Raw genomic sequence first — 21,983 nt, forward strand, 5'->3', positions numbered from 1 at the left:
TTATCTGAGTTGCTGACCGATAGTAAAGTGGAATTGTGACCCGCTAACAGGCCCTCTTCCATTTAACGGCACCGGATCGAAACCATACCCCCAGTTCAAGCCAATCAACCCAAATGCCGGCATAAAGATCCGGGCACCAAACCCGGCAGATTTATACAGGTTAAACGGATTAAAATCATCGTAATTGTTCCAGTTATTACCCGCTTCTGTGAAGACAAAACCATAAATCGTGGCGGCATTGCCTGTCGTTACCGGATAACGCAATTCAAGACCAAGTTTGTCGTATACAATACCCCCCGCCAGCACACCCTGGCCACTGTTCAGGCTCTGGTCGTAGTACGGAGGCGTAATGGAGTTGTTCTGGTAGCCGCGCAGACCGATCACTTCCTGACCTAACAGGAACGAGTTGAAACCACCCGCCAAACCATCGCCACCGAGGTAGAATCGCTCGAACGGTCCAATACCCGCCTTGTCGGTGTATTTGCCAATGAAGCCAAAGTGCGCCTTCGCCTCCAGCACAAGTTTTTTCTTGTTGTCCAGCGGCAGGTAATACTTCGCATCGAACATCCACTTGTGATATTCAATCCATTGATATTTTACAGCCGGCTCGGCCGTCGAGTAGTTGATGTCGCGCCACAGCGAGAACGGCGGTGTCAGCGTAACACTCAACGAAATGGTTGAACCTTGCGCTGGGTACATCGGATTGTCGATGCTGTTACGCGCCAGCGTGGTGTTGAACGTAAAGCTGTTGGAAACACCGTCCGTATACCCCAGACCGGAGTTCCAGTTTTGCAGAATATAACGCAGGTATGACACCGAGTTTGTCAGTGTAAAGTAGTTGTCAGGCCACTCCAGCAAACGGCCCAGACCCACCGTCACGCTGTGCACTTGCAGACGCGAGTCGTTGTCGCTGGTCGTGATACCATACGGGTAACGCTGGAACGAGCTGTTAAAGCTCACCGACAGCGAGTGCGGCTTGCGGCCACCCAGCCAGGGCTCGGTAAACGAGAAACTATAGCTTTGGAAAGAACGGCCGTTGGCCTGCGCACGCAACGACAGACGCTGACCATCACCCACCGGCAGCGGACGCCAGTGTTCAAAGTGCGGTATGTTCCGCAATGAAAAGTTGTTGAAGGTCAGACCCAGCGTACCCACGAAGCCATAATAACCACCCCAACCACCGGAGAGCTCCACCTGGTCGTTTGATTGCTCCTCGACAGTCCATTGAATGTCCACCGTTCCGTTCGCCGGATTCGGCACCAGGTTCTGGCCGATCTTGTCAGGCGCAAAATAACCAAGCTGACCCAGCTTCTGCTGCGTGCGGATGATATCCGAACGTCTGAATTTCTGACCGGGAATAGTGCTTAGCTCGCGGCGGATTACGTGGTCGCTCGTACGCTCATTACCGGCGATCGTCACTTCGTTGATCGTAGCCTGCTCACCTTCGAAGATGCGCATCTCTACGTCGATCGAGTCACCCTCTACCGCTACCTCCACGGGGTTAATCCGGAAGAACAGATAACCATCGTCCATGTACAGACCGCTAATGTCCATCCCTTTCGGATTGAACTGAAGCTTTTTATCGATCATCTCTTTATTATAGACATCGCCTTTGCTGATGCCGAGAACCGCGCCGAGCTGTTTATCGGTATAGATATAATTACCCGTCCAGATGATGTTGCGGAAGTAGTACTTGGGACCTTCATATATCTGCAGGTCGATGTTGATCGTGCGACCGTCGTGTGCATAGACCGTATCACTCACAATCTCCGCATCGCGATAACCCTTTGTATTGAAGTAGGCGACCACAGCCTTCTTGTCGTCTTCATAGTCGCTCTGAATAAACTTCGAGCTGCTGAAAATATTCAGCTTAACGTTGTTGTTCAGAAACTCCTTCGCTTCTTTCCAGCTCACTTTGTAGCTGGAGTCCATAAACTCTTTCGGCTTGATGCCCGCGATCTCTTTCAGCAGCGTACGGTGCAACGCAAAACGGGGACGCTCATGCGTGCCCTTCATTTTCTTCTTGAGCTTGGCGTCGTCGATGTTCTCATTACCGGTAAACGCAATATGGTTGATCTTCACCTTCGATTTTGGATTAACCGCGATCCGCATGATGATCCCATCGCGCAATGTGTCTGCATCCTGGGTGATCTTTACTTCCGTATTGAGGAAGCCTTTCTTGACAAAGTATTTCTTAACGGCCAGTTCGGTGTTACGCACCATGGCGTCGTTTACAATCTTACCGCGTATAAGTGTCAGGTCTTCTTTCAGACCGCTCTCTTGTGACTTGGAAATGCCGGTAAAGTAAAAACTGGTCAGGCGGGGTCGCTCGGCCAGCACAATGTTGAGGTACACGTTTTCGCCTTCAATACGGTCTACCTTGATGGTAACATCGCCCACCAAACCGTGTTTCCACAGGCTGCGAATGGCCGTCGTGATAGCATCACCCGGAATCTTAATCTTATCGCCCACCTTCAGACCCGTCAGCGACACCATGGCATTTTTGTCCAGGATGTTCAAGCCGGTCACTTCAATGCCCGCAATAGTATACTCCGCCGGGTTGGCGTAGTTCAGGTTATTTTCAGCGCCAGCCCCGGAACGTTCGCGATTTCGTCTGAATTGAGCCCATGTATCAACTGTGAAACCCAAAAGGATCACCAGGAATAAAACTTTCTTCATCAACTTACGGGATTCAATTGTTCGCTAGTTTTTCCAAATCTTCGTTCGCGCTGCTGATACGACCAAATGGCCTCATACAGGTGTTCCCTGCGGAAATCGGGCCAAAGTGTGGGTGTGATAAAAAGCTCGGTGTAAGCAATCTGCCACAGTAGGAAATTGCTCACGCGCATTTCACCACTGGTGCGGATCAACAGCTCTGGGTCTGGGATGCCCGAAGTCTGCAAATAGTTCTCAAGGACCTGCTCATTTATTTCCTCCGGCGCCATTTTCCCGCTCTTGACCTCTGCCGCCAGCTGCTTCACTGCATTTATAATCTCCCGGCGGCCGCCATAGCTCAACGCCAGGATCAGGGTAAGCCCTGTATTATTTTTGGTCTGGTTCATAGCCCAGGCCAGGTTGTTCTGACAGTCCGGAGGCAGTTGCGACGTCTCGCCGATCGTCGTCAGCCGAACCTTGTTGTCCATTAAGGTTTTTATCTCGCCCTTGATGGTGCTAACCAAAAGCTCCATCAAACCATCTACCTCGGCCTTCGGACGCGTCCAGTTCTCGGTCGAAAAGGCGTACAGCGTCAGATATTTTACCCCGAGCTCAGCACAACCTTCCGTCACATCTTTTACAGCCTGGATGGCATTGCGATGCCCGAAAATGCGCATAGCGCCCTTCTTTTTAGCCCATCGGCCATTGCCATCCATGATGATTGCAAGGTGCTGGGGAAGATTATTTAAATCTATATGTTCCTTTAGAGAAGCCACAAGAGGTCAAAAGTAGTAAAAAGCCGTATGGGTTAAAAGAAAAGCGACAGAAGGACTATTTATAAGGGCTTCTGGGGCAGGGAATTTCGTAAAAAGTCCGTGTCAGACTAATTCCCAGGTAGTAGAAAGTATCGTTGTCGTTCGGATTGCCGTATTGATAATTCTTGTAACGAAGGTCGCCACCCGAAATATTGTCGAGGTTATCAAAGAAAGTCTTGCGCACGCCAAGCTCCAGACCGAAATACCACTTGGGGTTGTACACATATTTTACGCCCAGCCCAAACGGTATGGACACTTGCACATTGCTGTATTCTTCGGTCTTTTCTCCATTGCCCGAAATACCAAACAGCCCCACGCCGCCAAACAGGTAAGGGTTCAACCGCACAAAGCGCTTGGAGTCGCGCCAGTCAAGGAAGTGATATTCCAACACCGTCGACACTTCCATCAAAAAGATGTCGAACGAAGCATCCCGCTGCTGAGCAAAAGCATCGAGCGGTTTTTCAGAGGCGCTGAGCTGGCCGCCAGTCAGACTGGTGCGAAAGCTCACCACGTTGCTGAGGTTGGAACGGTAAAAGACCGTTGCCGCCGGACGCGAATATTTAAAATTATAATTGTGTACGAGGTCTCCCGTGTAATTAAACGTGCCAATGCCGAACCCCACTTCCGAGCGTTGGGCGTGCGCCCAATCCCATGACAACAGAAAGATTATAACCCCAAAAGACAGCCTTGTCAACGTATAACGGATCATCTGAATTTAGCCCTGTGAAATGTTTTGCCTAGTATATAAGTAAGTTTAACCGTCGTCACCATGAAAAAATCGTTGTCCTTCTTGTTCCCGCGAAGGTTCTCCGGATTCTCGCGACCGTAGCCATCCAGCACCTGATATGTGCGCCCGTCAATCGGGCTGACATACGGTGGATTCGGTTCGAACCCTTGTGGGAAGAGCTCGTTGGAGCGATACGACATCACTTTGGCCAGCTCGTTGTTACCAAACACCCCCAGGTCCACATAGTGCTGGCTTACATCGTCGATGTAGTCCGTAAACAGGTAGCGGAACCCGAGCTCTACCGAAAGATCCATGAGCTGGTTCAATCTAAAACGTGCACCCAGGCCCATTGGTATGGCGATCTGAATTTTCTTATAAGGTTTTATGCCATAGTTAACCGCCGAATCCGGCAGCGTGGAGTGTTGTCCTTCTGTACCGAGCGGTTGCAAGTCTACCCATTTACCGGCCTCCGGCAGCGGATTGCCATCGATGTCGAACGCAGGAGCTTTCGCCTGCGGATTGTGGTGGAATACTGCCACACCGGCAAACACGTACGGCGTCCAACGCACGCGGCTGATGTACGTGTCGTTGTTCGGAAAAAGGTCGATGCTGGCCACAACCGAAAGTTCTTTAATGCGGTTGCGGAAAGACAAGTTGCGGAAATAGCGGAAGATACCGTTATCGAAATCCCCGGGATCAGCAGATTCAACATCATCACCTCGCAGCGTGCCATACATGAACGAAGCTGTCAACGTGTACCGCGGACCAAAGCGGTGACCAAACGAAATACCAAGGCCCGGGCGTGTAAACCTGATATCGGTGCTAAGACGCTTGGGTGTCGGTGCAAGGTCACCATAATAGTTCAGCCCGTTAAGCGATACAGACACCATGTTGTACGACTTGGTCTTCTCAAAGGAAGATTTTCTGCCGCGGTAGCTCATCATACGTTTGTTGTTGCGTTTGATGGATCTTCTGTTCATTTGGGCGACGGCCTCTTCTGCATTCGCAGCCAGAAGAACAAAAGCGAGTACGGCAAAGATTAGCTTCCTCATGTTGGTAAAAATAAGCTTCTATAGATCAGAGAATTACAAAACTACTAAAATTTCAATTACGGATGTCCAGGCCCCAGTTCAACTTATGGCGAAGGGTACGGAAGTAATGTTGCCCTTCCAATTGAACCAAATGCACAACATAATCCGATTTCGATACCTTCATCACCGCCGAAGCATCGACCGACGCCACACGCGAATCCAACGAAACCAGAAATTTTTTACTCCGACCTTCCACACGAAACGTGATTTCCGACGTGTCGGGAACCACGATCGGCCGCACAGTCAAATTGTGCGGACTTACCGGAGTGATAACAAAATTTCCAGATCTGGGAAAAATCAACGGCCCCCCGCAGCTCAGGGAATAGCCTGTAGAACCCGTGGGAGTCGACACAATAATGCCGTCAGCCCAATACGTGTTCAGGAACTCACCGTCGATGTAGGTATGAATCGTGATCATCGACGACGTGTCCTTTTTCACCAGCGTAAAATCATTTAATGCGAAATTCTGCTTGCCAAAGGCATCTGAGTTCGTGTCGAGCTTCAGCATAGAACGGGCTTCGGTGGTATAAGCGCCCTGGCAAACCTGCAGTAAAGCCTGTTCGGTTTCCTCCTTGCTGATGGTCGCCAGAAACCCTAGCCGACCCGTGTTAATCCCCAGCACAGGAATCTTCTGCTTCGCAATGTGCGTAACGGCTTCAAGAAGTGTGCCATCGCCCCCTACACTGATAAACACATCCACGCCCTTCAGCGAGTCGTCCGGGTTGAATGTCTTTTTGATCTTTATCTTCTTAAAAGCCGCTGTCTTTAGATACGAACCGAACCTGGCCGAAACCCAGATCTCAACTTTCTGCTGCTGAAGGATCTCAAAAATACGGGCAATAAAAGGCGCTGACTGACGATTAAACTCCTTCCCATGAACAGCGATTCGCATGTTGACGTTTATTTAAATTTCTGACCCAGCAGGTCATTCACGCTAAAAAATCTCACGCCGGAATTAAAGATAGAAAGGATGTGGCAATGGCGCAAGCTACTGGCCGACGCTTGCTTCCTTCTTAAAAAGTACCGCTGCCCACGACTCACGCGCATCATCACGCACCGGACGTAGGCCATAACGGCCCGCCTCTTCGGCAATGTCGGCAATGTCGTGCGTGTAAAAGCCACTTAACAGCAGCAGGCCACCGGGCGCCAGGCAGCCCTGGTAATATTTAATTTCTTGGAGTAATACGTTTTTGTTGATATTGGCCAGAATGATGTCGAACGGCCCCTGCGGCTGCAAATCCTCAAACTTACCCTGCTGAAGATGAATGCCCGTGCAACCGTTCACCTCGATATTCTCCTGACCGTTGATGACACTCCACTCGTCAATGTCGAATGCCTCCACCGAAGTCGCGCCTAGCTTACACGCCATAATCGACAGGATCGCCGTGCCACAGCCGGCGTCCATCACGCGCTTGTCGCGATGGTCCATGTCCAGCTGGCTCTTCACCATCAGGTACGTGGTCTGATGGTGGCCCGTGCCAAACGACATTTTGGGAGTAATGACAATCTCGTATGGATACGCCGCATCGGGTGCATGGAACGCTGCGCGTATAAGGCAACGGTTGTCGACGATAATGGGCTGATAGCTCTGTTCCCACTCTTCGTTCCAGTTACGCTTCTCGATCTTATCTTGTTCGAAAGTAAGCGGCGTCTGCGCGCCGTAGCGCGTCTTGATCTCTTCCAGTTTTTCTTTATCGTAATTCTCTAACGTAACATACGCCTCGAAACCAGTGTCGGTCTCGAGAAAAGAATCAAAGCCTGCCTCCGCCATCTCAGCCATGAGGATCTCCGAATATTCCGGAGCACAGGTCACCTGAAAGCGCGAGTAGTACATGCGTAACGAATGGAAATCGAATGAAAACTGCTTAAGCTCCTTTGATCACTTCCGTGAAGTCGCGCGACTTGAGAGATGCGCCACCTACAAGGCCACCGTCTACATCGGGACAGGAGAAAAGCTCTTTAGCGTTGGCAGCGTTTACGCTACCACCATATAAGATAATGATGGTATCGGCTACAGCCTGACCGTATTTGCTGGCCAGATGCGTGCGGATTACCGCGTGCATATCTTGTGCCTGTTGCGCAGAAGCTGTTTTACCGGTGCCGATAGCCCATACAGGCTCGTAAGCAACCACCACTTTCTTCAACGCGTCAGCATCGAGGTGGAACAGGCTTTCTTCTACTTGCTTCTTCACCAGCGCTTCATGCGTGTTCGCCTCGCGCACCTCCAGTGGCTCACCGCAGCAGAAGATAGGCGACAAACCGTGCTTCAACGCTACGTCCACTTTCTTCGCCAGCAACTTGCCGTCTTCGCCAAAGTATTGACGGCGCTCGCTATGACCCAGGATAACATAGGGGATACCCATTGACTTGAGCATCGGTGCCGACACCTCGCCGGTATACGCACCCGACTCGTGCTCGCTACAGTTTTGTGCGCCTACAAAAATACGTGTGTTGTTACCCAACTGATTTTTGATCGGCAGCAAATAGGGGAAGGGCACGCAAAAAATCACTTTCGCATCACCTTTAACTTCGTCTGCCACCATACCCGTTACCTCGGAAGCAAGAATGTTTGCTTCTTCAAGAGTCTTGTTCATTTTCCAGTTGCCGGCTACGATTTTCTGACGCATAGTTCTGTAGATTTAGATTTGAGGCCCCAAAGATATTTTTTTCCCCCTGTTTTCCCAACCCTCTATTGAGGACGGTACCGCGACTCCTTGAAAAGCTGCTGAGCATCTTCCGTCGCCATAAGCTGCGGCAGGGTCTTGTCAGCGTGGGCTTTCATATAGCTGTTGACAATGCGCCAACCCACCCACTGGCCAATGCGGCCCGGGCATTTCTCACCCACCTGTACGGTGATCGGCCGTTCGCCGAGATAGTCCTTCTTCACCACGTAACTGGTTTCATACAGCACCTTGCTTTCAATAAACCGCGCCCAAATCAGGTCCTCGTGCGCACGCGACCCATTGATCTCCGCTGGCGTGTACCAGATCAACGTGCTGTCGGGCAAACACGGCATCATGTGTTTGGCAAAATAAAACGACTTACCGTAAGCAATCATGTCGGCCAGCACGGTCTTGTCTTGCAAAGAGGTTTTGTTAAACTGGTCGCTGATGCCAAACATCAACAGGCACGAAGGAACAATATCGTCCGGATCGTATTTGCGCAGCAGGTAATCGTACGTTTTGGGCCGGTACTTGGCGCCCGCACCAAGGTAAAAGTCGAGGCTGACAAGAATGAGTGTATCCGACACAAGCAAGTCCGTATCGAGGCCCGAGATCAGCGTCTTGACCTTCGGCGCCTTAAAGCCAGGATAATAATATTGAATGTGTGCAAAGGCATCTTCAAAACTTTTGCGTAACGCACTGCCATCGCCAAACACCCGCTTAACCTCGAGGGCCAGCGTATCCAGGTGTGGATTAGTGAACCGCGCGTACAGCTCATTGATAAAGACCGAGTCGTCGGGATACTCCGTGCGCCGGAACATATAATCGCGCACCAACGGCTCACGCGAGAGCAGCGCCACCAGCTCCTCCTTGCTTTTCACCTGCACCAGTGCATCTTGTAATTGATCGAACGTGATGGCCACACCTTCGCCCGCGAGATTGGGCTCAAAAACACAGCCTTCTTCGCGTTCCTTGTCACTACAACCACTCAAAAAAATCAAGGCGGCAAACAAGCCAATCAATGCGCTCCTCATAATCCGTGTAAAATATTCAGTGTTATGCTACTGTCGTCTAAAAATCCAGTTGTCCGGTCGACTCGTCACCCGTCAGTCGCAGGCTCTTCACCTTGCCCTGCACCGTAACATGCACCAAATTGGACTGGTCGCGGTAAGTCTCCATAATGATGGAATTCGTTACCTGAATTTTATTCCACCGTTTCACCGGGCTTACCTCCACATAAAAAATAAACGCCTCGCCTTCCTTTTCGTGACCCAGGTATTTAACCTTCTGCGCCTTACCGTCAAGCTGAATTTTAAAATGCTCCGCCAGATACGGTCCCATCATCTCGTCCACCGTAATACCCTTCGGCACCGTAATGTCCAGCTCCGGCTGTTTAAGCCGGTTGCGCATAACCACCTCCAGGTCATCAACAAAAACCCGCATCATAATCTCCAGTGCCTTGTCCTTCTCATCAAACGCCACCTCCGTCACCGACACATGCAACGGATGCGCCATAACAACCAGCAGCACCCATTGAACAAAAGAAAGAACACTTGAAACCATCCGCGCACTTTTTAAAAGGCCAAAAATAACGAATAAGAAACAAAAGGCCGGGAGGCAGATCGGCGATTGAAGAAGCCGACCCGTTGTTGGCACGATGGGTTGACAACGGGTGCTGGCGCAAGGTCTTCCGACCGAAGGGAGGGTGACTTGTGACCTGTCTAATGGCAGTCTTCAGACTGCCATCGAGGTCACGTCGTAACACAGAATAAGCCATAGCAAACCCATTCCAACCCCATCCAACACCTACCCCAAACCTATGGATTACCCGTATCAAACCCCTACCAAAGCCGTACTTCAGCTATCCCAGACATACATCACCCCATAGCAAGCCTCCATAAAAACCCTATTTCGCCCCCCATATTCAGGTAGCCGTGCTCCGTGCAATTCATCCGGACGATGCACAATTCAAACTTATCCCCTATAATTGTGCCCCTTTATCACAAACGATGAGTGAGTTTAGAGTTTATTTCGAGATTGGCAGGGACCATATTTTGGACTACAAAGACGGCTATGACCACATTTTGTTCGTCGTGTCCTTGTGTGCTTTGTATCTCATGCGCGACTGGCGCCAGATTCTTGTACTGGTAACAGCTTTTACGATCGGCCACTCCATCACGCTGGCGCTGTCGGTGCTCGACATCGTCACGGTGAAACCCGAACTGATCGAATTTCTCATTCCACTTACCATCTTCATCACGGCGGTCTCGAACCTGTTCAAAGATGAAGAAAATCTAAGCACCGGCCCGCTGCAGCTAAACTACCTGTTTGCCGCAATCTTTGGCCTGGTTCATGGCCTTGGATTTTCAAACTACCTGCGGGGCATCCTTGGCAAAGACGAGCGGATCGTATCCCAACTATTAGCCTTTAATCTGGGCTTGGAGGTTGGCCAGATAATTATCGTTGTCATCTTTCTGGTGGCCGCCTTTATTATGGTAGATTTATTTAGCGTGAACCGTCGCGATTGGAAAATGATAATTTCTTCGGCCATCGCCGGCATCGCGCTAATGCTCATGAAAGAGAAAGCCTATTGGCTATTGGATTGACTAACTCAAAAAACCTAATATGACACGTATCCTAAGCTTGTCCTGCCTTGCCCTCCTGGTCCTAACAAGACTCCAGGCGCAGGACGCTCCCAAATGGAAAGGCAAGTTCGAGCAGCTGGACCAGCTCCTGCCAACCCCCAACGAATACCGCTCAGGCTCGGGTGCTCCCGGCCCCAAATACTGGCAACAAAAAGCCGACTACGTCATCAACGTCGAACTAAACGACGACAACCAAAGCGTAACCGGCAATGAAACCATTACCTACACCAACAACTCGCCCGACGCGTTGAAGTACCTGTGGCTGCAGCTCGACCAAAACAAACTGGCCGACGGCAACATGACGCAGAAGACAAAAGGTGGCACCATTAAAGACTCCGTCGATACCCGCACGGCGGCTGCAAACCTGGACCTCTATGAGTTCGATGGTGGCTTTAAGATCAAATCCGTAAAAGATGCTGCCGGCAAAACACTGCCGCACATGATCAATTATACCATGATGCGCATCGACCTGCCCCAGGCCCTCGCACCAGGTCAGAAATTTACCTTCTCCATTGACTGGGGCTACAACATCAACGACGGCATCCGCTTCCGCGAACGTACACAGTTTGAATACTTCCCCGAAGATGGCAACTACTCATATGTAATCGCCCAGTGGTACCCACGCATGTGCGTATACGACGACTACGAAGGCTGGCAAAACAAACAATTTCTCGGCCAGGGCGAGTTCGCGTTGACCTTCGGCGACTATAAAGTAAAGATCACCGTTCCTGCCGACCACATCGTAGGCGCTACGGGCCAGCTGAAAAACGCTGACGCGGTATTGAGCAAAGCCCAGCTGGAGCGCTGGCAAAAAGCCAAAACCACGTTCGACAAACCGGTAATCATTGCCACACAAGACGAAGCCGTACAACGCGAGAAGACCAAAGTAAAAGAGAAAAAGACGTGGGAATTCCACGCCGAGAACGTACGCGATTTTGCCTTTGCTACCTCCCGTAAGTTCATCTGGGATGCCCAGGCCGTGAAGATCGGCAATTACACACCCCTGGCCATGTCGTTCTATCCAAAAGAAGGCAACCCCCTGTGGGAAAAAGAATCAACCAACGCCGTTAAAAATGCGCTGGAAGTATACTCCCGCATGACCATCGACTACCCGTACCCGGTCGCTATATCGGTGCACGCCGCCGCCCAGGGCATGGAATACCCCATGATCTGCTTCAACTACGGCCGCCCGGCAAAAGACGGCACGTATAGCGCGGCCGTGCGCAAAGGCATGGTCGGTGTCGTGGTACACGAAGTGGGCCACAACTTCTTCCCGATGATCATCAACAACGACGAGCGCCAGACCACGTGGATGGACGAAGGTGTAAACACCTTTGTGCAGCTTGTCACAGAGATCGAACGCTACCCCGACATCGACTTCGACCGCGGCAAACCCGCCGCCCTGGTGCCCTACATGAAAGGCGACCCCGGCAACATGCGTCCGCTGATGGTGAACTCCGAGCAGGTCATTCAGTTTGGTGCCGAACAATATGCAAAAGCCGGCACCGGCCTCTTCATGCTGCGCGAAACCATCATGGGCCGCGAGCTCTTTGACAGAGCCTTTAAAGAATATGCACAACGCTGGGCCTTCAAACATCCCAAGCCGGCCGACTTCTTCCGCACACTGGAAGACGCTTCTGCCGTAGACCTCGACTGGTTCTGGAGAGGCTGGTTCTATTCAACAGACGTAGTAGACCAATCCATCGAGCAGGTGAAGTGGTTCAAAATGCGCAAGGACGAAGTCGACCCGGAAAAGAAAAACGTGAAGACCAGGCCCGGCGACCTGGCCCAGAACGAAGAGAAATATCAGAGCTTCAGCAGCGGCGCCGAGCCGTTCTCGCTCACCAACACCGACCCGCGCATGTATGGCGAATTCAGAAGTCAGATTGACGACAAGGCTGTCATGGCTAAACTGCAAGACAAAAACATCTACGAGGTAAGCCTCCGCAACAAAGGTGGAATGGTAATGCCCGTGGTGATCGAGTGGACCTACAAAGACGGCTCGAAAGAGATCGAACGGCTGCCCGCCGAGATCTGGCGAACGAACGAAACGAAGGTGACCAAGGTGTTTGTGAAAGACAAAGAAGTGACAGGCATCGTACTCGATCCGCAAAAAGAACTCACGGACATCAATACACAAGACAACGTGTTCCCCAAAACACAGACACCCTCGAAGTTTGAGGAGTTTAAAAAGAAGACCAAATAAATAAAGGTGGGAAACATGACCACGCGTGTATTAACCGCGCTTGCCCTGCTATTGATAGTAGGCTACGCATCGGCTCAAAATCAGCCGGCCGGCTGGAAAGGCAAATTCGAGCAGCTGGATAACCTGTTGCCGACACCGAACAGCTATCGTACAGGCTCCGGTGCCCCCGGCACCAGCTACTGGCAACAACAGGCAGACTACACCATTGACGTAGAAGTCAATGACAAGACGCAATTGCTAACCGGCACGGAGACCATTACATATCACAACAACTCGCCCGAAGCGTTGGGCTTCCTGTGGCTGCAGCTCGACCAGAACATCCTGGCCGATAACAGCATCACAAATCAAACCCGCACCGGCGCGGTACGCGACTCCGTACCCGCAGGTTTCTTTTCGGGAATGGCCGGCGTAAAAACCTCCGACTACAAAGGCGGCTATACCATTAAGTATATAAAAGACGCTGCTGGCAAGGCATTGCCCTACGTCGTCAACAATACCATGATGCGCGTAGACCTGCCTGCCCCCCTCAAAAGCGGTGAGAAGTATACGTTCTCCATCGCGTGGAGCTACACCGAATACAACCGCCAGATCTTTGGCGAGCGTGGCGGCTATGAATACTTTCCCGACGACGGCAACTACGTCTATACCTTTGCGCAGTGGTTCCCGCGCATGTGTGTGTTCGACGACTACGAAGGGTGGCAAAACAAACAGTTCCTCGGCCAGGGCGAGTTTGCCCTGGTCTTTGGTAACTACCGCGTCCGCATCACCGTACCGGCCGACCACATTGTAGGCGCCACCGGTACCATCCAGAACGCCCGCGAAGTGCTGACAAAAGATCAATTAGAGCGTTACGAACGTGCTAAGAAAACCTTCGACAAACCCGTCGTCATCGTAACACAAGAGGAGGCCACCCAAAAAGAAAAGACCCACTCCGAGAAAAAGGCCACCTGGGAATTTGCCGCAGAGAACGTTCGCGACTTCGCGTTTGCATCGTCCCGTAAATTCATTTGGGATGCCCAGGCCGTAAAGATCGGTGACAAAACGCCAATAGCGATGTCACTGTATCCCAAGGAAGGCAACCCGCTGTGGGGAAAAGAATCGACCAAAGCGATCAGGAACGCCCTGGAGCTATACTCCGAGCGCACCTTTAACTTCCCGTATCCGGTAGCCTATTCTGTACACGCAGCGAACCAGGGCATGGAGTATCCCATGATCTGCTTTAACTACGGCCGCCCGAACAAAGACGGCACCTACTCCAAACAAAAGCTGGAAGGCATGGTAAGCGTGGTGGTACACGAAGTGGGCCACAACTTCTTCCCGATGATCGTGAACTCAGACGAGCGTCAGTGGACCTGGATGGACGAAGGTCTCAACACCTTCCTGGAAAAAGAAACCATTCGCACCCGGTACCCCGATCTGTTCGAAAGCCACGGCACACCCAAAGGCATCGTTCCTTTTATGAAAGGCGAAAAGAGCCAAATGCGACCCATTATGGCGAACAGCGACGACCAGCGCCCGAGCGAATTTGGCGCCAATGGCTATACCAAGCCTTCCGCCGCGTTGACCCTGCTCCGCGAAACCGTCATGGGCCCTGAGCTTTTCGACAAAGCCTTTAAGGAATATGCCCAGCGCTGGGCCTTCAAACATCCCAAACCCGGCGACTTCTTCCGCTCGATGGAAGACGCCTCAGCAGTAGACCTCGACTGGTTCTGGAGAGGCTGGTTCTATTCCACCGACAACGTCGACCTTGCCGTGGACGATGTGAAGTGGTTCCGCGTAAAGAGCCTGCAAGTAGACCCGGAAAAGAAAACACCCCGCACAAAAAAGGGTGACCTCTCGACATCACAGCAGACAAACAATGGCACCGACTTCAGCGGCGGCCCGCAAGAGTTTACCATACTCAACACGGATCCCAAAGCCTATGGCGAGTTCCGTGGCAACCTGAACGACGCCGACATCCGGAAGCAAGTAGACGGTAAGAACCTATACCAGGTCCGCCTCAGGAATGTAGGCGGCCTCGTGTCGCCCGTCGTAATCGAATGGACATTCAAGGACGGCTCGAAAGAGATCGAGCGCCTGCCGGCAGAAATTTGGCGCACCAACGAGAGTGAGGTAAGCAAGGTATTTGTAAAAGAAAAGGAAGTAGTCAATATCTTACTTGACCCCAATGCAGAGTTGGCGGATGTAGAGACAGCCAATAACGTCTTCCCCAAAAGGACCGTCGAAAGTCGCTTCGACCAATTCAAAAAGAACAATTGACCAGGGCGGGTACTGTTCTCTCCACTATAGTATAGGGAGGGAACAGTGCCCTGGCCAAAAATTAGGTAACCCCTCCCCACGTGCACTTTAACGGATGTGGCGTTTATCCCACAACATTTTTGTTTGCCTTGTCGACCCTGCGTGTTATATTTACATCTTAGCGGTTTTGGTACACGAGCTCCATTCTATTTTTTGAACTGACTATCTTTACTGCTTCATTTTTTAAAAACCCCCCGTCACCCGTGGACGGCTTAAAACTTTTTAAGAACATGCAAAAACGCTGGTTAGGATTCTTTGGAATCGTGATGCTCATCGTCGCTGCCGTAGCTTTCAATCGCTATTACCTGCCGGGCCTCGCCTATCAGGACAACGCAGCAGATTCCGTCGGTAACTTCTCGCTGAAGCTGAACGAGCCCAGCGTATTGTACGGCATGGTCGTAGATGACTTCCTCGTCATCGAAGACAAAATCAAACGCAATGAGCGCCTCGGCGACATCCTCCTCGAGTACAACGTTCCCGCCCGCCTGATCCACCAGGTATCACAAGTATCGCGCAACATCTTCGACGTACGCAAGATCGTTCCGAACAAAAAGTATACGCTCATCTGCAACCAGGACTCCCTGAAGACGGCGCAAGCCTTCGTGTATGAGCCGAACCCCATCGATTACATCGTCTTCCGCTTTGGCGACTCCCTGACCATCGACGTATGCAAACGCGACGTGGTAACGGTAGAGAAAGGCATTGCCGGCGAGATTCGCTCCAACCTGTCAGAAACCATTGAAGAGCTCGGCATCAGCCACGAGCTGACCAACAAGTTTGTCGATATTTTTGCCTGGCAGGTAGATTTTGCCCGCCTCCAGAAAGGCGACAAGTTCAAATTGATCTACGAAGAAAGCCAGGTGGAAGGCGTGACCGTCAGCATCGACAAGATCAAAGCCATTTACTTTGAGCATGTCGGCAGCCCATACTATGCCTTTCCGCTCGACCAGGGCGATGGCGTCGACTTCTTCGACCAGGATGGCAAAAGCCTGCGCAAGGCTCTGCTGAAATACCCCATCGAATTTACCCGCATCAGCTCACGCTACACCATGAGCCGCTTCCACCCCGTTCAAAAACGCTGGAAAGCCCACCTCGGCACTGACTTCGCAGCCCCCACCGGCACACCCATCCGTTCGGTGGGCGACGGCACGATCGAGGAAGCCCAATACAAATCAAACAACGGCAACTATGTAAAGATCCGTCACAACGGCACCTATACCACTCAATACCTGCACATGTCACGCATTGCTGATGGCGTACGTGCCGGCACGCGGGTGCGTCAAGGCCAAACCATTGGGTACGTAGGAAGCACGGGCCTGGCTACTGGTCCGCACCTGTGCTACCGCTTCTGGAAAAACGGCGTACAGGTAGACGCTCTCAAGATTGACCTGCCGCCGTCTGAACCTGTGAAGAAAGAATACGTGGCGCAGTTCGAAACCGTTAAACAAGACCTCACAAGCCGCCTGCAGGCAATTCCGTTCCCGGACCAAAACAAGCAAGAGCCGATCGCAGCGCTTTAATTATTTTCTACTTCGGTAGAATCCGAGACCTTTTCTCTGACGTTATTTGCCAGTGAAAAGGTCTTGTTGCTTTTAATGACGCGCTGCTTCCTGCTCCTTCTGCTTTTGTTACCGGCGCTGGCCAACGCGCAGAGGGTTGGTTTAGTGCTCAGCGGCGGCGGCGCAAAAGGCATTGCCCACATCGGCGTGCTGAAGGCGCTCGAAGAAAATGACATCCCCGTAGACTACATTGTCGGCACCTCCATGGGCGGCATCATTGGCGGCTGCTACGCAGCCGGTATGAGCCCCGACCAAATCGAGGCCATGATCCTCTCCGACCAGTTTATGGGCTGGGTCAACGGCACGCCCGAGCAAGGCTTCAACTATTTCTACCACCAACACGACGTCACTCCCTCTTTCCTCAAGGTCAACCTCGGCCTCGACTCCACCTTTAACTTTCAGCTCAACTCCAGTCTGGCCCGGGACGTATCGCTCAACTTTGCCCTGACCGAACGAACCGCCCAGGCCTCAGCCATTGCCGGCAATAACTTCGACCGCCTCTTTGTACCGCTACGGGTCGTCGCCGCCGACATCTTCACACAAACCGAAGTGATCCTCTCGAAAGGCTCCATGAGCGACGCGCTCCGCGCTACCCAAACGGTACCATTCTTTTATACACCCATTCGGGTGGATGGCAAATACCTCTTTGATGGCGGTATCTACAACAACTTCCCTGTTGATGTCGCCCAGCGTGAGTTCCACAACCCCGACGTGATCATCGGCGTGAACGTTTCGTCAAAGGTCTTCGAAGGCTATCCGTACAAAGACGATGACAAGCTCATATCCAAGTCCCTGCTATACATGCTCATGGACAAGACCGATCCAAAAAAGATTGATGAGCACGGCGTCTTTATCCAGCCCAACCTGAATGGCTACACGGCATTCGACTTTACCCGCGCAAAAAGCCTGATCGATAGCGGCTACCGGCAAACACTGCGACAACTGGAAGAGGTCAAAGGCAAGATCGCCCGCCGCGTACCATGCGATACCATCGCGGTTAAGCGCAATGCCTTTAATGATAAGAACCCGCCCATGCTGTTTGACGGGCTGGTGTTTAAAGGATATAACTCGAAGCGCCGTCAATACATCCGACGCCTCTTCAACACACACCCGGGTGAAGAGCGGCTTTATCCCTACAGCGATATTAAACGAGGATACTTCCGCCTGGTGGCCGAAGACTTCTTCTCCAACGCACACCCTACCATTCTATACGATAGCACACGGCGCGCCTTCTCGCTGCAATTATCACGTCGGCCGCAGCATAATTTCCAGGTAGACTTCGGCGGCGTCATTGCCTCGCGTGATATCAGCAATGTATTTGTAGGGCTTAACTTCTATCACTTTGCCAACACCCTGCAGCATTATTACCTGTCCTTTCAAACCGGCAGCTTTTATAAATCGGGCGTAGCCAAAGTACGAATAGACTTTCCTACGCCGTTGTACCTCGAACCGTACGTGGGTTTCGACAGCTGGGACTATTTTGAAAATAACGACGTATTCGAGGAGTTATCGCGCAACCGACCCACCGTACTCACGCGCATCAATCGCCGGATTGGTTTTAATCTCGGAATACCCGTACAGGAATCGTTCCGCGGTAACCTACACATCGAGTCATTCAACAACGACGACCGCTATATCAACGGCGATGTCTTTATTAGCAACGATACACTCGACGACCTCCACATACGCGGCTTCAAAACGGGCTTTAATCTTTCGGCCAGCAGCCTGAACCGAAAACAATATGCCTCCACGGGCAAAGCCTATTCCCTCACGGGCGACTATTTTCAGGTATCTGCCACGCACACGCCAGGCAACATGTCCATACTCGCACAAGAATCCAAACAACGAAATACCTGGTTCCGCATTCGTGGCAGCGCCGAACAATTCTTCAAGTTGAGCCGTAGCCTCAACCTGGGATATTATGCCGAAGCGACGTTCTCAAACCAACCGTTCTTTCAAAATTATTTTGGCACGATCATCAACACACCATCCTTTACACCTCTGCAAGACAGCCGCACCCTGGTGTTACAGAACTTCCGGTCGCCCAATTATGTGGCCGGTGGCGGCCGCGCCATCCTGGCACTGCACCCGAAGATCGACTATCGCCTGGAAGGCTACCTCTTCAAACCTTTTGACTATCTCGAAGAAAATTCCCAACAAGGAGCCCATATCAGTCGCGACATCGAGTCGGCCTTCCTGGCCGCCGCGACCAGCATCGTATACCATGCACCCATCGGGCCCATCAGCCTTAGCCTGAACTATTACGACGACGACGAAAATCAGCTGGGGGTATTATTCCACATAGGCTTCCTGCTGTACAACAAACACTCGCTCGAATAACATACGAATAACCTCGCTGCTTTTATCGTATTCACAATTTTAACTAAGTTTATCTTTTGAATTTTTAACTGGTTCCTGCATGAAAAGACTTTTAATAACTACCCTTTTGCTCACCGGCTTTTCCCTCCTGTCAAAAGCTCAGGTTGTACAATGGGCCTCTTCCGTTATTGAGTTTTCATCTGAGCTTACACCCATTCAGTATTCCGCGAAGCAAGCACTCGGCAAGCCAAACGTATTGCCCGCCGGCGGCCAAAGCCCCAACGCCTGGGCACCTGACAAACCCAAACGCAAAGAGTTTCTCAAACTGGGCTTTGCCAACCCCATCAGCATCCGGCAAATCGCCATTGCCGAGTCGCATAACCCCAGCGCTATCTTCCGCGTACTGGCCTACGACCCCGCCGGAAAAGAATATGTTATCAATACACTTAACCCCATGGCCATCCCCCTCAAGGGACGTATGCTGAACATCTTTGTCGAGCAAACACCGTATAAGGTCGCCGCTGTCAAGATCGAATTTGATGGTGCCGCCGTGCCCGACTATTTCAGCATCGACGCCGTGGCAATCTCCGACTCCAACTATCCTATCATCGCCGACATCCCGCAAATGCAAATGCTGGCCTCGGGTATCCTCATCGAAGCCCTGGACAAAAACGTCAACAGTGAATACAAGGAGCTGAACCCGCTGCTATCACCCGATGGCAAGACGCTTTATTTCAGCCGCAGCAACCACCCTGAAAACGTCGGCGGTGTAAACGATAAAGAAGACATCTGGTACTCCGAGCTCGACACCACGGGCCATTGGCAGCTTGCCAAAAACATGGGCCCGCAGTTCAACAACAAAGGCCCCAACTTTGTCAACACCATTCGCTCGATCACACCCGATGGCAAAGCGGCCATCATGGTGCTCGGCAACCGCTACGACAACCAGGGGAAGATGTCCGCCGGCGTCTCCATCACGTCAAACGTAAGCGGTGTTTGGAGCGCGCCCAAAGCGCTCAACATTAAAAACGACTACAACTTTAACGAGAAGGCAAACTACTTTCTGGCTGACAATCGCAAGACGCTGCTCCTGTCCGTGCAACGCTCGGACTCACACGGCGACCGTGATCTGTACATCACCTTCATGAACGCCGACAGCACCTGGAGCGAACCGCTCAATCTCGGCGACGTAGTAAATACCGCGGCGGAGGAATCCGGCCCCTTCCTGGCATCTGACGATAAAACACTATACTTCTCTTCAAAAGGTTTTAGCGGCTACGGCGGCAATGACATCTACGTTTCCCGTCGCCTGGACGACACGTGGACAAATTGGTCGGAGCCGGAGAACCTGGGTCCTGAAATCAACTCACCCCTTGAAGACCTGTTCTTTAACATTCCGTCCTCCAGTGACTTCGCATACTACTCCCGCGGTGTAACAGAGACTAATACTGACATCTTCCGCGTAAAGCTGCCGATCATAAAAAGCCCCGAACCTTGGGTAACGGTGCGTGGCAAAGTAATAGACAAGACCACGGGTAAACCTGTCGGCGCAAAGATCATCTACGAACAACTGCCCAGCGGGAGAGAGCTTGGTATAACACAATCCAATCCGCAGACGGGCGAGTATGAAATTCGCCTGCCCGCCGGTCAGCTTTATGGCATTCGCACCGAGGCCGAAGGCAAGATCTCCGAAAGCCAGAATCTTGACCTGCGCGGCATTACCGCCGATAAAGTGATCGATCAGAAAAACATCGACCTGAGCCCGCTCATCGTTACCTCGCCGCAGCCGGAGGCCGTCATCGTGCTGAACAACGTCTTCTTTGATTTCGACAAAGCCACGCTGAAGCCGGAGTCGTATCCGGAGTTGAACCGCCTCGTAACGTTTCTAAACAACAATGCTGGAGTGAATGTACAGATCGCAGGCCATACCGACTCGGTCGGCCCCGAACCCTATAACTTAGACCTTTCCAAACGCCGCGCCAACAGCGTAGTGCAGTACCTCTACGACAAGGGTGTTACAAAAGAAAAGGTCAAGACTGTATTCTTTGGCGAGACCAAACCGATTGACACCAACGCCACCAGGGAAGGAAGACAAAAGAACCGTCGCGTAGAATTTAAGATCGTGAACCTCTAATAGGCGACATCATGGCACCCTTGCACATAAAGCTCTTCCTGGTACTTTATAGCGTCGCAATCATGACCTTCGGCCAGACCGCCGACAGCGTCATACAAGCGGAAGGGAAGATCTATAATGCGGAAACGAACGAACCGGTCAACGCCCGCATCTCGTATCAAAGCTTGCCCTATGGCAACCGCCTGGGTACGCTGAACGGCACCAGCTTTTCGTTCCCGATGTTCGACAATGAGAAATATGCCATTACCGTAGAGGCTAGAGGCTTCGCCGTGGCCAAATATATGCTCGACCCCGCCCAGGCCAATGGCGATCGGAAAGTACTCCAGGACGTACCGCTCACCTCCAGCAGCGGCACTACCAGCAAACATACCGTAGGGCAGGTAATGCGACTGAACAACCTCATCTTCCAGGTAAGTAAATCGAAGATCGATCCCGGGTCATATCCGGAACTGGACGTAGTGGTAAACATGATGAAAGAGAATACGTCGATGATCATTCAGCTGGAAGGTCACACCGACTATCAGGGCAATGCCAACGACAACATGCGCCTGTCGCAACTGCGCGTAGCGGCAGTAAAGAACTATATCGTGTCAAAGAAGATCGCGAAGAACCGTATTAAGACAAAAGCATTTGGCGGCACGCAACCCCTTTCACGCGAAGACACACCGGAAGCCCACCGCATCAACCGGCGCGTGGAGCTGCGAATACTGGAAAACTAAACGAGGGATTCTTAATGCACGGAAGCGTGCGCAACTACGTCCACCTGGCGCTTGCGAATAGCCTGCAGCTTACGGACGTAGTTTTCTTTTACGGTCTTCTCTAAGTTGCTTTCCAACACCGACAACAACACGATGCGCGAAAACTCCTCTAC

Annotated in this window: 16 protein-coding genes; 7 read left to right on the forward strand and 9 right to left on the reverse strand. The window is 51.7% G+C overall.

Annotated features, from left to right (window positions below; genetic code table 11):
* The 9 genes from KK062_RS01665 to KK062_RS01705 all read right to left on the reverse strand — a co-directional run bounded on the left by KK062_RS01665 (position 1) and on the right by KK062_RS01705 (position 9,514).
* A complete protein-coding gene (locus KK062_RS01665) occupies positions 1-2,679 on the reverse strand; it encodes a BamA/OMP85 family outer membrane protein (RefSeq protein WP_254082492.1) in 2,679 nt (892 codons plus the stop codon).
* Positions 2,679-3,371 (reverse strand): undecaprenyl pyrophosphate synthase, encoded by a 693-nt coding sequence (gene uppS, locus KK062_RS01670; protein WP_254082883.1) that lies wholly within the window; start codon positions 3,369-3,371, stop codon positions 2,679-2,681. Before uppS ends, KK062_RS01665 begins: the two co-directional genes overlap by 1 nt.
* Positions 3,372-3,486: 115 nt before the next feature.
* Positions 3,487-4,179 (reverse strand): type IX secretion system protein PorG, encoded by a 693-nt coding sequence (gene porG, locus KK062_RS01675; RefSeq protein ID WP_262899118.1) that lies wholly within the window; start codon positions 4,177-4,179, stop codon positions 3,487-3,489.
* The gene (locus KK062_RS01680) at positions 4,176-5,249 is read right to left on the reverse strand and encodes a DUF6089 family protein (protein WP_254082494.1); all 1,074 of its coding nucleotides are present in this window, start codon (positions 5,247-5,249) and stop codon (positions 4,176-4,178) included. Before KK062_RS01680 ends, porG begins: the two co-directional genes overlap by 4 nt.
* 52 nt (positions 5,250-5,301) lie before the next feature.
* Positions 5,302-6,180 carry an NAD kinase gene (locus tag KK062_RS01685; protein ID WP_254082495.1) on the reverse strand — a complete coding sequence of 293 codons (879 nt, stop codon included), beginning with the start codon at positions 6,178-6,180 and terminating at the stop codon, positions 5,302-5,304.
* A 96-nt stretch (positions 6,181-6,276) separates the two neighbouring features.
* On the reverse strand, positions 6,277-7,122 hold the full coding sequence (gene prmA / locus KK062_RS01690; RefSeq protein WP_254082496.1) for a 50S ribosomal protein L11 methyltransferase: 846 nt from the start codon (positions 7,120-7,122) through the stop codon (positions 6,277-6,279).
* Between the two features lie 31 nt (positions 7,123-7,153).
* On the reverse strand, positions 7,154-7,915 hold the full coding sequence (tpiA, locus tag KK062_RS01695; protein WP_254082497.1) for a triose-phosphate isomerase: 762 nt from the start codon (positions 7,913-7,915) through the stop codon (positions 7,154-7,156).
* Positions 7,916-7,977: 62 nt separating this feature from the next.
* Positions 7,978-8,985 (reverse strand): gliding motility lipoprotein GldB, encoded by a 1,008-nt coding sequence (gene gldB / locus KK062_RS01700; RefSeq protein WP_254082498.1) that lies wholly within the window; start codon positions 8,983-8,985, stop codon positions 7,978-7,980.
* Between the two features lie 37 nt (positions 8,986-9,022).
* Complete coding sequence (locus tag KK062_RS01705) at positions 9,023-9,514, reverse strand: DUF6702 family protein (RefSeq protein ID WP_254082499.1); 492 nt, start codon at positions 9,512-9,514, stop codon at positions 9,023-9,025.
* Positions 9,515-9,960: 446 nt separating this feature from the next.
* Between KK062_RS01705 and KK062_RS01710 the strand changes: the two genes are divergently transcribed.
* The 7 genes from KK062_RS01710 (at position 9,961) to KK062_RS01740 (ending at position 21,831) form a co-directional block, all read left to right on the forward strand.
* The gene (locus tag KK062_RS01710) at positions 9,961-10,557 is read left to right on the forward strand and encodes a HupE/UreJ family protein (protein WP_254082500.1); all 597 of its coding nucleotides are present in this window, start codon (positions 9,961-9,963) and stop codon (positions 10,555-10,557) included.
* A gap of 19 nt (positions 10,558-10,576) precedes the next feature.
* Complete coding sequence (locus KK062_RS01715) at positions 10,577-12,802, forward strand: M1 family metallopeptidase (RefSeq protein ID WP_254082501.1); 2,226 nt, start codon at positions 10,577-10,579, stop codon at positions 12,800-12,802.
* A 15-nt stretch (positions 12,803-12,817) separates the two neighbouring features.
* Positions 12,818-15,061 carry a M1 family metallopeptidase gene (locus KK062_RS01720; RefSeq protein ID WP_254082502.1) on the forward strand — a complete coding sequence of 748 codons (2,244 nt, stop codon included), beginning with the start codon at positions 12,818-12,820 and terminating at the stop codon, positions 15,059-15,061.
* 269 nt (positions 15,062-15,330) lie between these two features.
* Positions 15,331-16,620, forward strand: coding sequence for a M23 family metallopeptidase (locus tag KK062_RS01725; RefSeq protein WP_254082503.1), 1,290 nt, complete (start codon positions 15,331-15,333; stop codon positions 16,618-16,620).
* Between the two features lie 75 nt (positions 16,621-16,695).
* The gene (locus tag KK062_RS01730) at positions 16,696-18,999 is read left to right on the forward strand and encodes a patatin-like phospholipase family protein (RefSeq protein ID WP_254082504.1); all 2,304 of its coding nucleotides are present in this window, start codon (positions 16,696-16,698) and stop codon (positions 18,997-18,999) included.
* A 79-nt stretch (positions 19,000-19,078) separates the two neighbouring features.
* On the forward strand, positions 19,079-21,112 hold the full coding sequence (locus KK062_RS01735; RefSeq protein ID WP_254082505.1) for an OmpA family protein: 2,034 nt from the start codon (positions 19,079-19,081) through the stop codon (positions 21,110-21,112).
* 11 nt (positions 21,113-21,123) lie between these two features.
* Positions 21,124-21,831 (forward strand): OmpA family protein, encoded by a 708-nt coding sequence (locus tag KK062_RS01740; protein WP_254082506.1) that lies wholly within the window; start codon positions 21,124-21,126, stop codon positions 21,829-21,831.
* The last annotated feature ends 152 nt before the right edge of the window (positions 21,832-21,983 follow it).

This window comes from Dawidia cretensis (assembly GCF_018598175.1).
In the GTDB taxonomy this organism is placed as follows: Bacteria; Bacteroidota; Bacteroidia; order Cytophagales; family Cyclobacteriaceae; genus Ohtaekwangia; species Ohtaekwangia cretensis.

Bases quoted from the DNA above. Each gene is read 5' to 3' on its own strand.
- KK062_RS01665 (WP_254082492.1), bottom strand. From the start codon at position 2,679: ATGAAGAAAGTTTTATTCCTGGTGATCCTTTTGGGTTTCACAGTTGAT.
- uppS (WP_254082883.1), bottom strand. From the start codon at position 3,371: ATGGATGGCAATGGCCGATGGGCTAAAAAGAAGGGCGCTATGCGCATT.
- porG (WP_262899118.1), bottom strand. From the start codon at position 4,179: ATGATCCGTTATACGTTGACAAGGCTGTCTTTTGGGGTTATAATCTTT.
- KK062_RS01680 (WP_254082494.1), bottom strand. From the start codon at position 5,249: ATGAGGAAGCTAATCTTTGCCGTACTCGCTTTTGTTCTTCTGGCTGCG.
- KK062_RS01685 (WP_254082495.1), bottom strand. From the start codon at position 6,180: ATGCGAATCGCTGTTCATGGGAAGGAGTTTAATCGTCAGTCAGCGCCT.
- prmA (WP_254082496.1), bottom strand. From the start codon at position 7,122: ATGTACTACTCGCGCTTTCAGGTGACCTGTGCTCCGGAATATTCGGAG.
- tpiA (WP_254082497.1), bottom strand. From the start codon at position 7,915: ATGCGTCAGAAAATCGTAGCCGGCAACTGGAAAATGAACAAGACTCTT.
- gldB (WP_254082498.1), bottom strand. From the start codon at position 8,985: ATGAGGAGCGCATTGATTGGCTTGTTTGCCGCCTTGATTTTTTTGAGT.
- KK062_RS01705 (WP_254082499.1), bottom strand. From the start codon at position 9,514: ATGGTTTCAAGTGTTCTTTCTTTTGTTCAATGGGTGCTGCTGGTTGTT.
- KK062_RS01710 (WP_254082500.1), top strand. From the start codon at position 9,961: ATGAGTGAGTTTAGAGTTTATTTCGAGATTGGCAGGGACCATATTTTG.
- KK062_RS01715 (WP_254082501.1), top strand. From the start codon at position 10,577: ATGACACGTATCCTAAGCTTGTCCTGCCTTGCCCTCCTGGTCCTAACA.
- KK062_RS01720 (WP_254082502.1), top strand. From the start codon at position 12,818: ATGACCACGCGTGTATTAACCGCGCTTGCCCTGCTATTGATAGTAGGC.
- KK062_RS01725 (WP_254082503.1), top strand. From the start codon at position 15,331: ATGCAAAAACGCTGGTTAGGATTCTTTGGAATCGTGATGCTCATCGTC.
- KK062_RS01730 (WP_254082504.1), top strand. From the start codon at position 16,696: ATGACGCGCTGCTTCCTGCTCCTTCTGCTTTTGTTACCGGCGCTGGCC.
- KK062_RS01735 (WP_254082505.1), top strand. From the start codon at position 19,079: ATGAAAAGACTTTTAATAACTACCCTTTTGCTCACCGGCTTTTCCCTC.
- KK062_RS01740 (WP_254082506.1), top strand. From the start codon at position 21,124: ATGGCACCCTTGCACATAAAGCTCTTCCTGGTACTTTATAGCGTCGCA.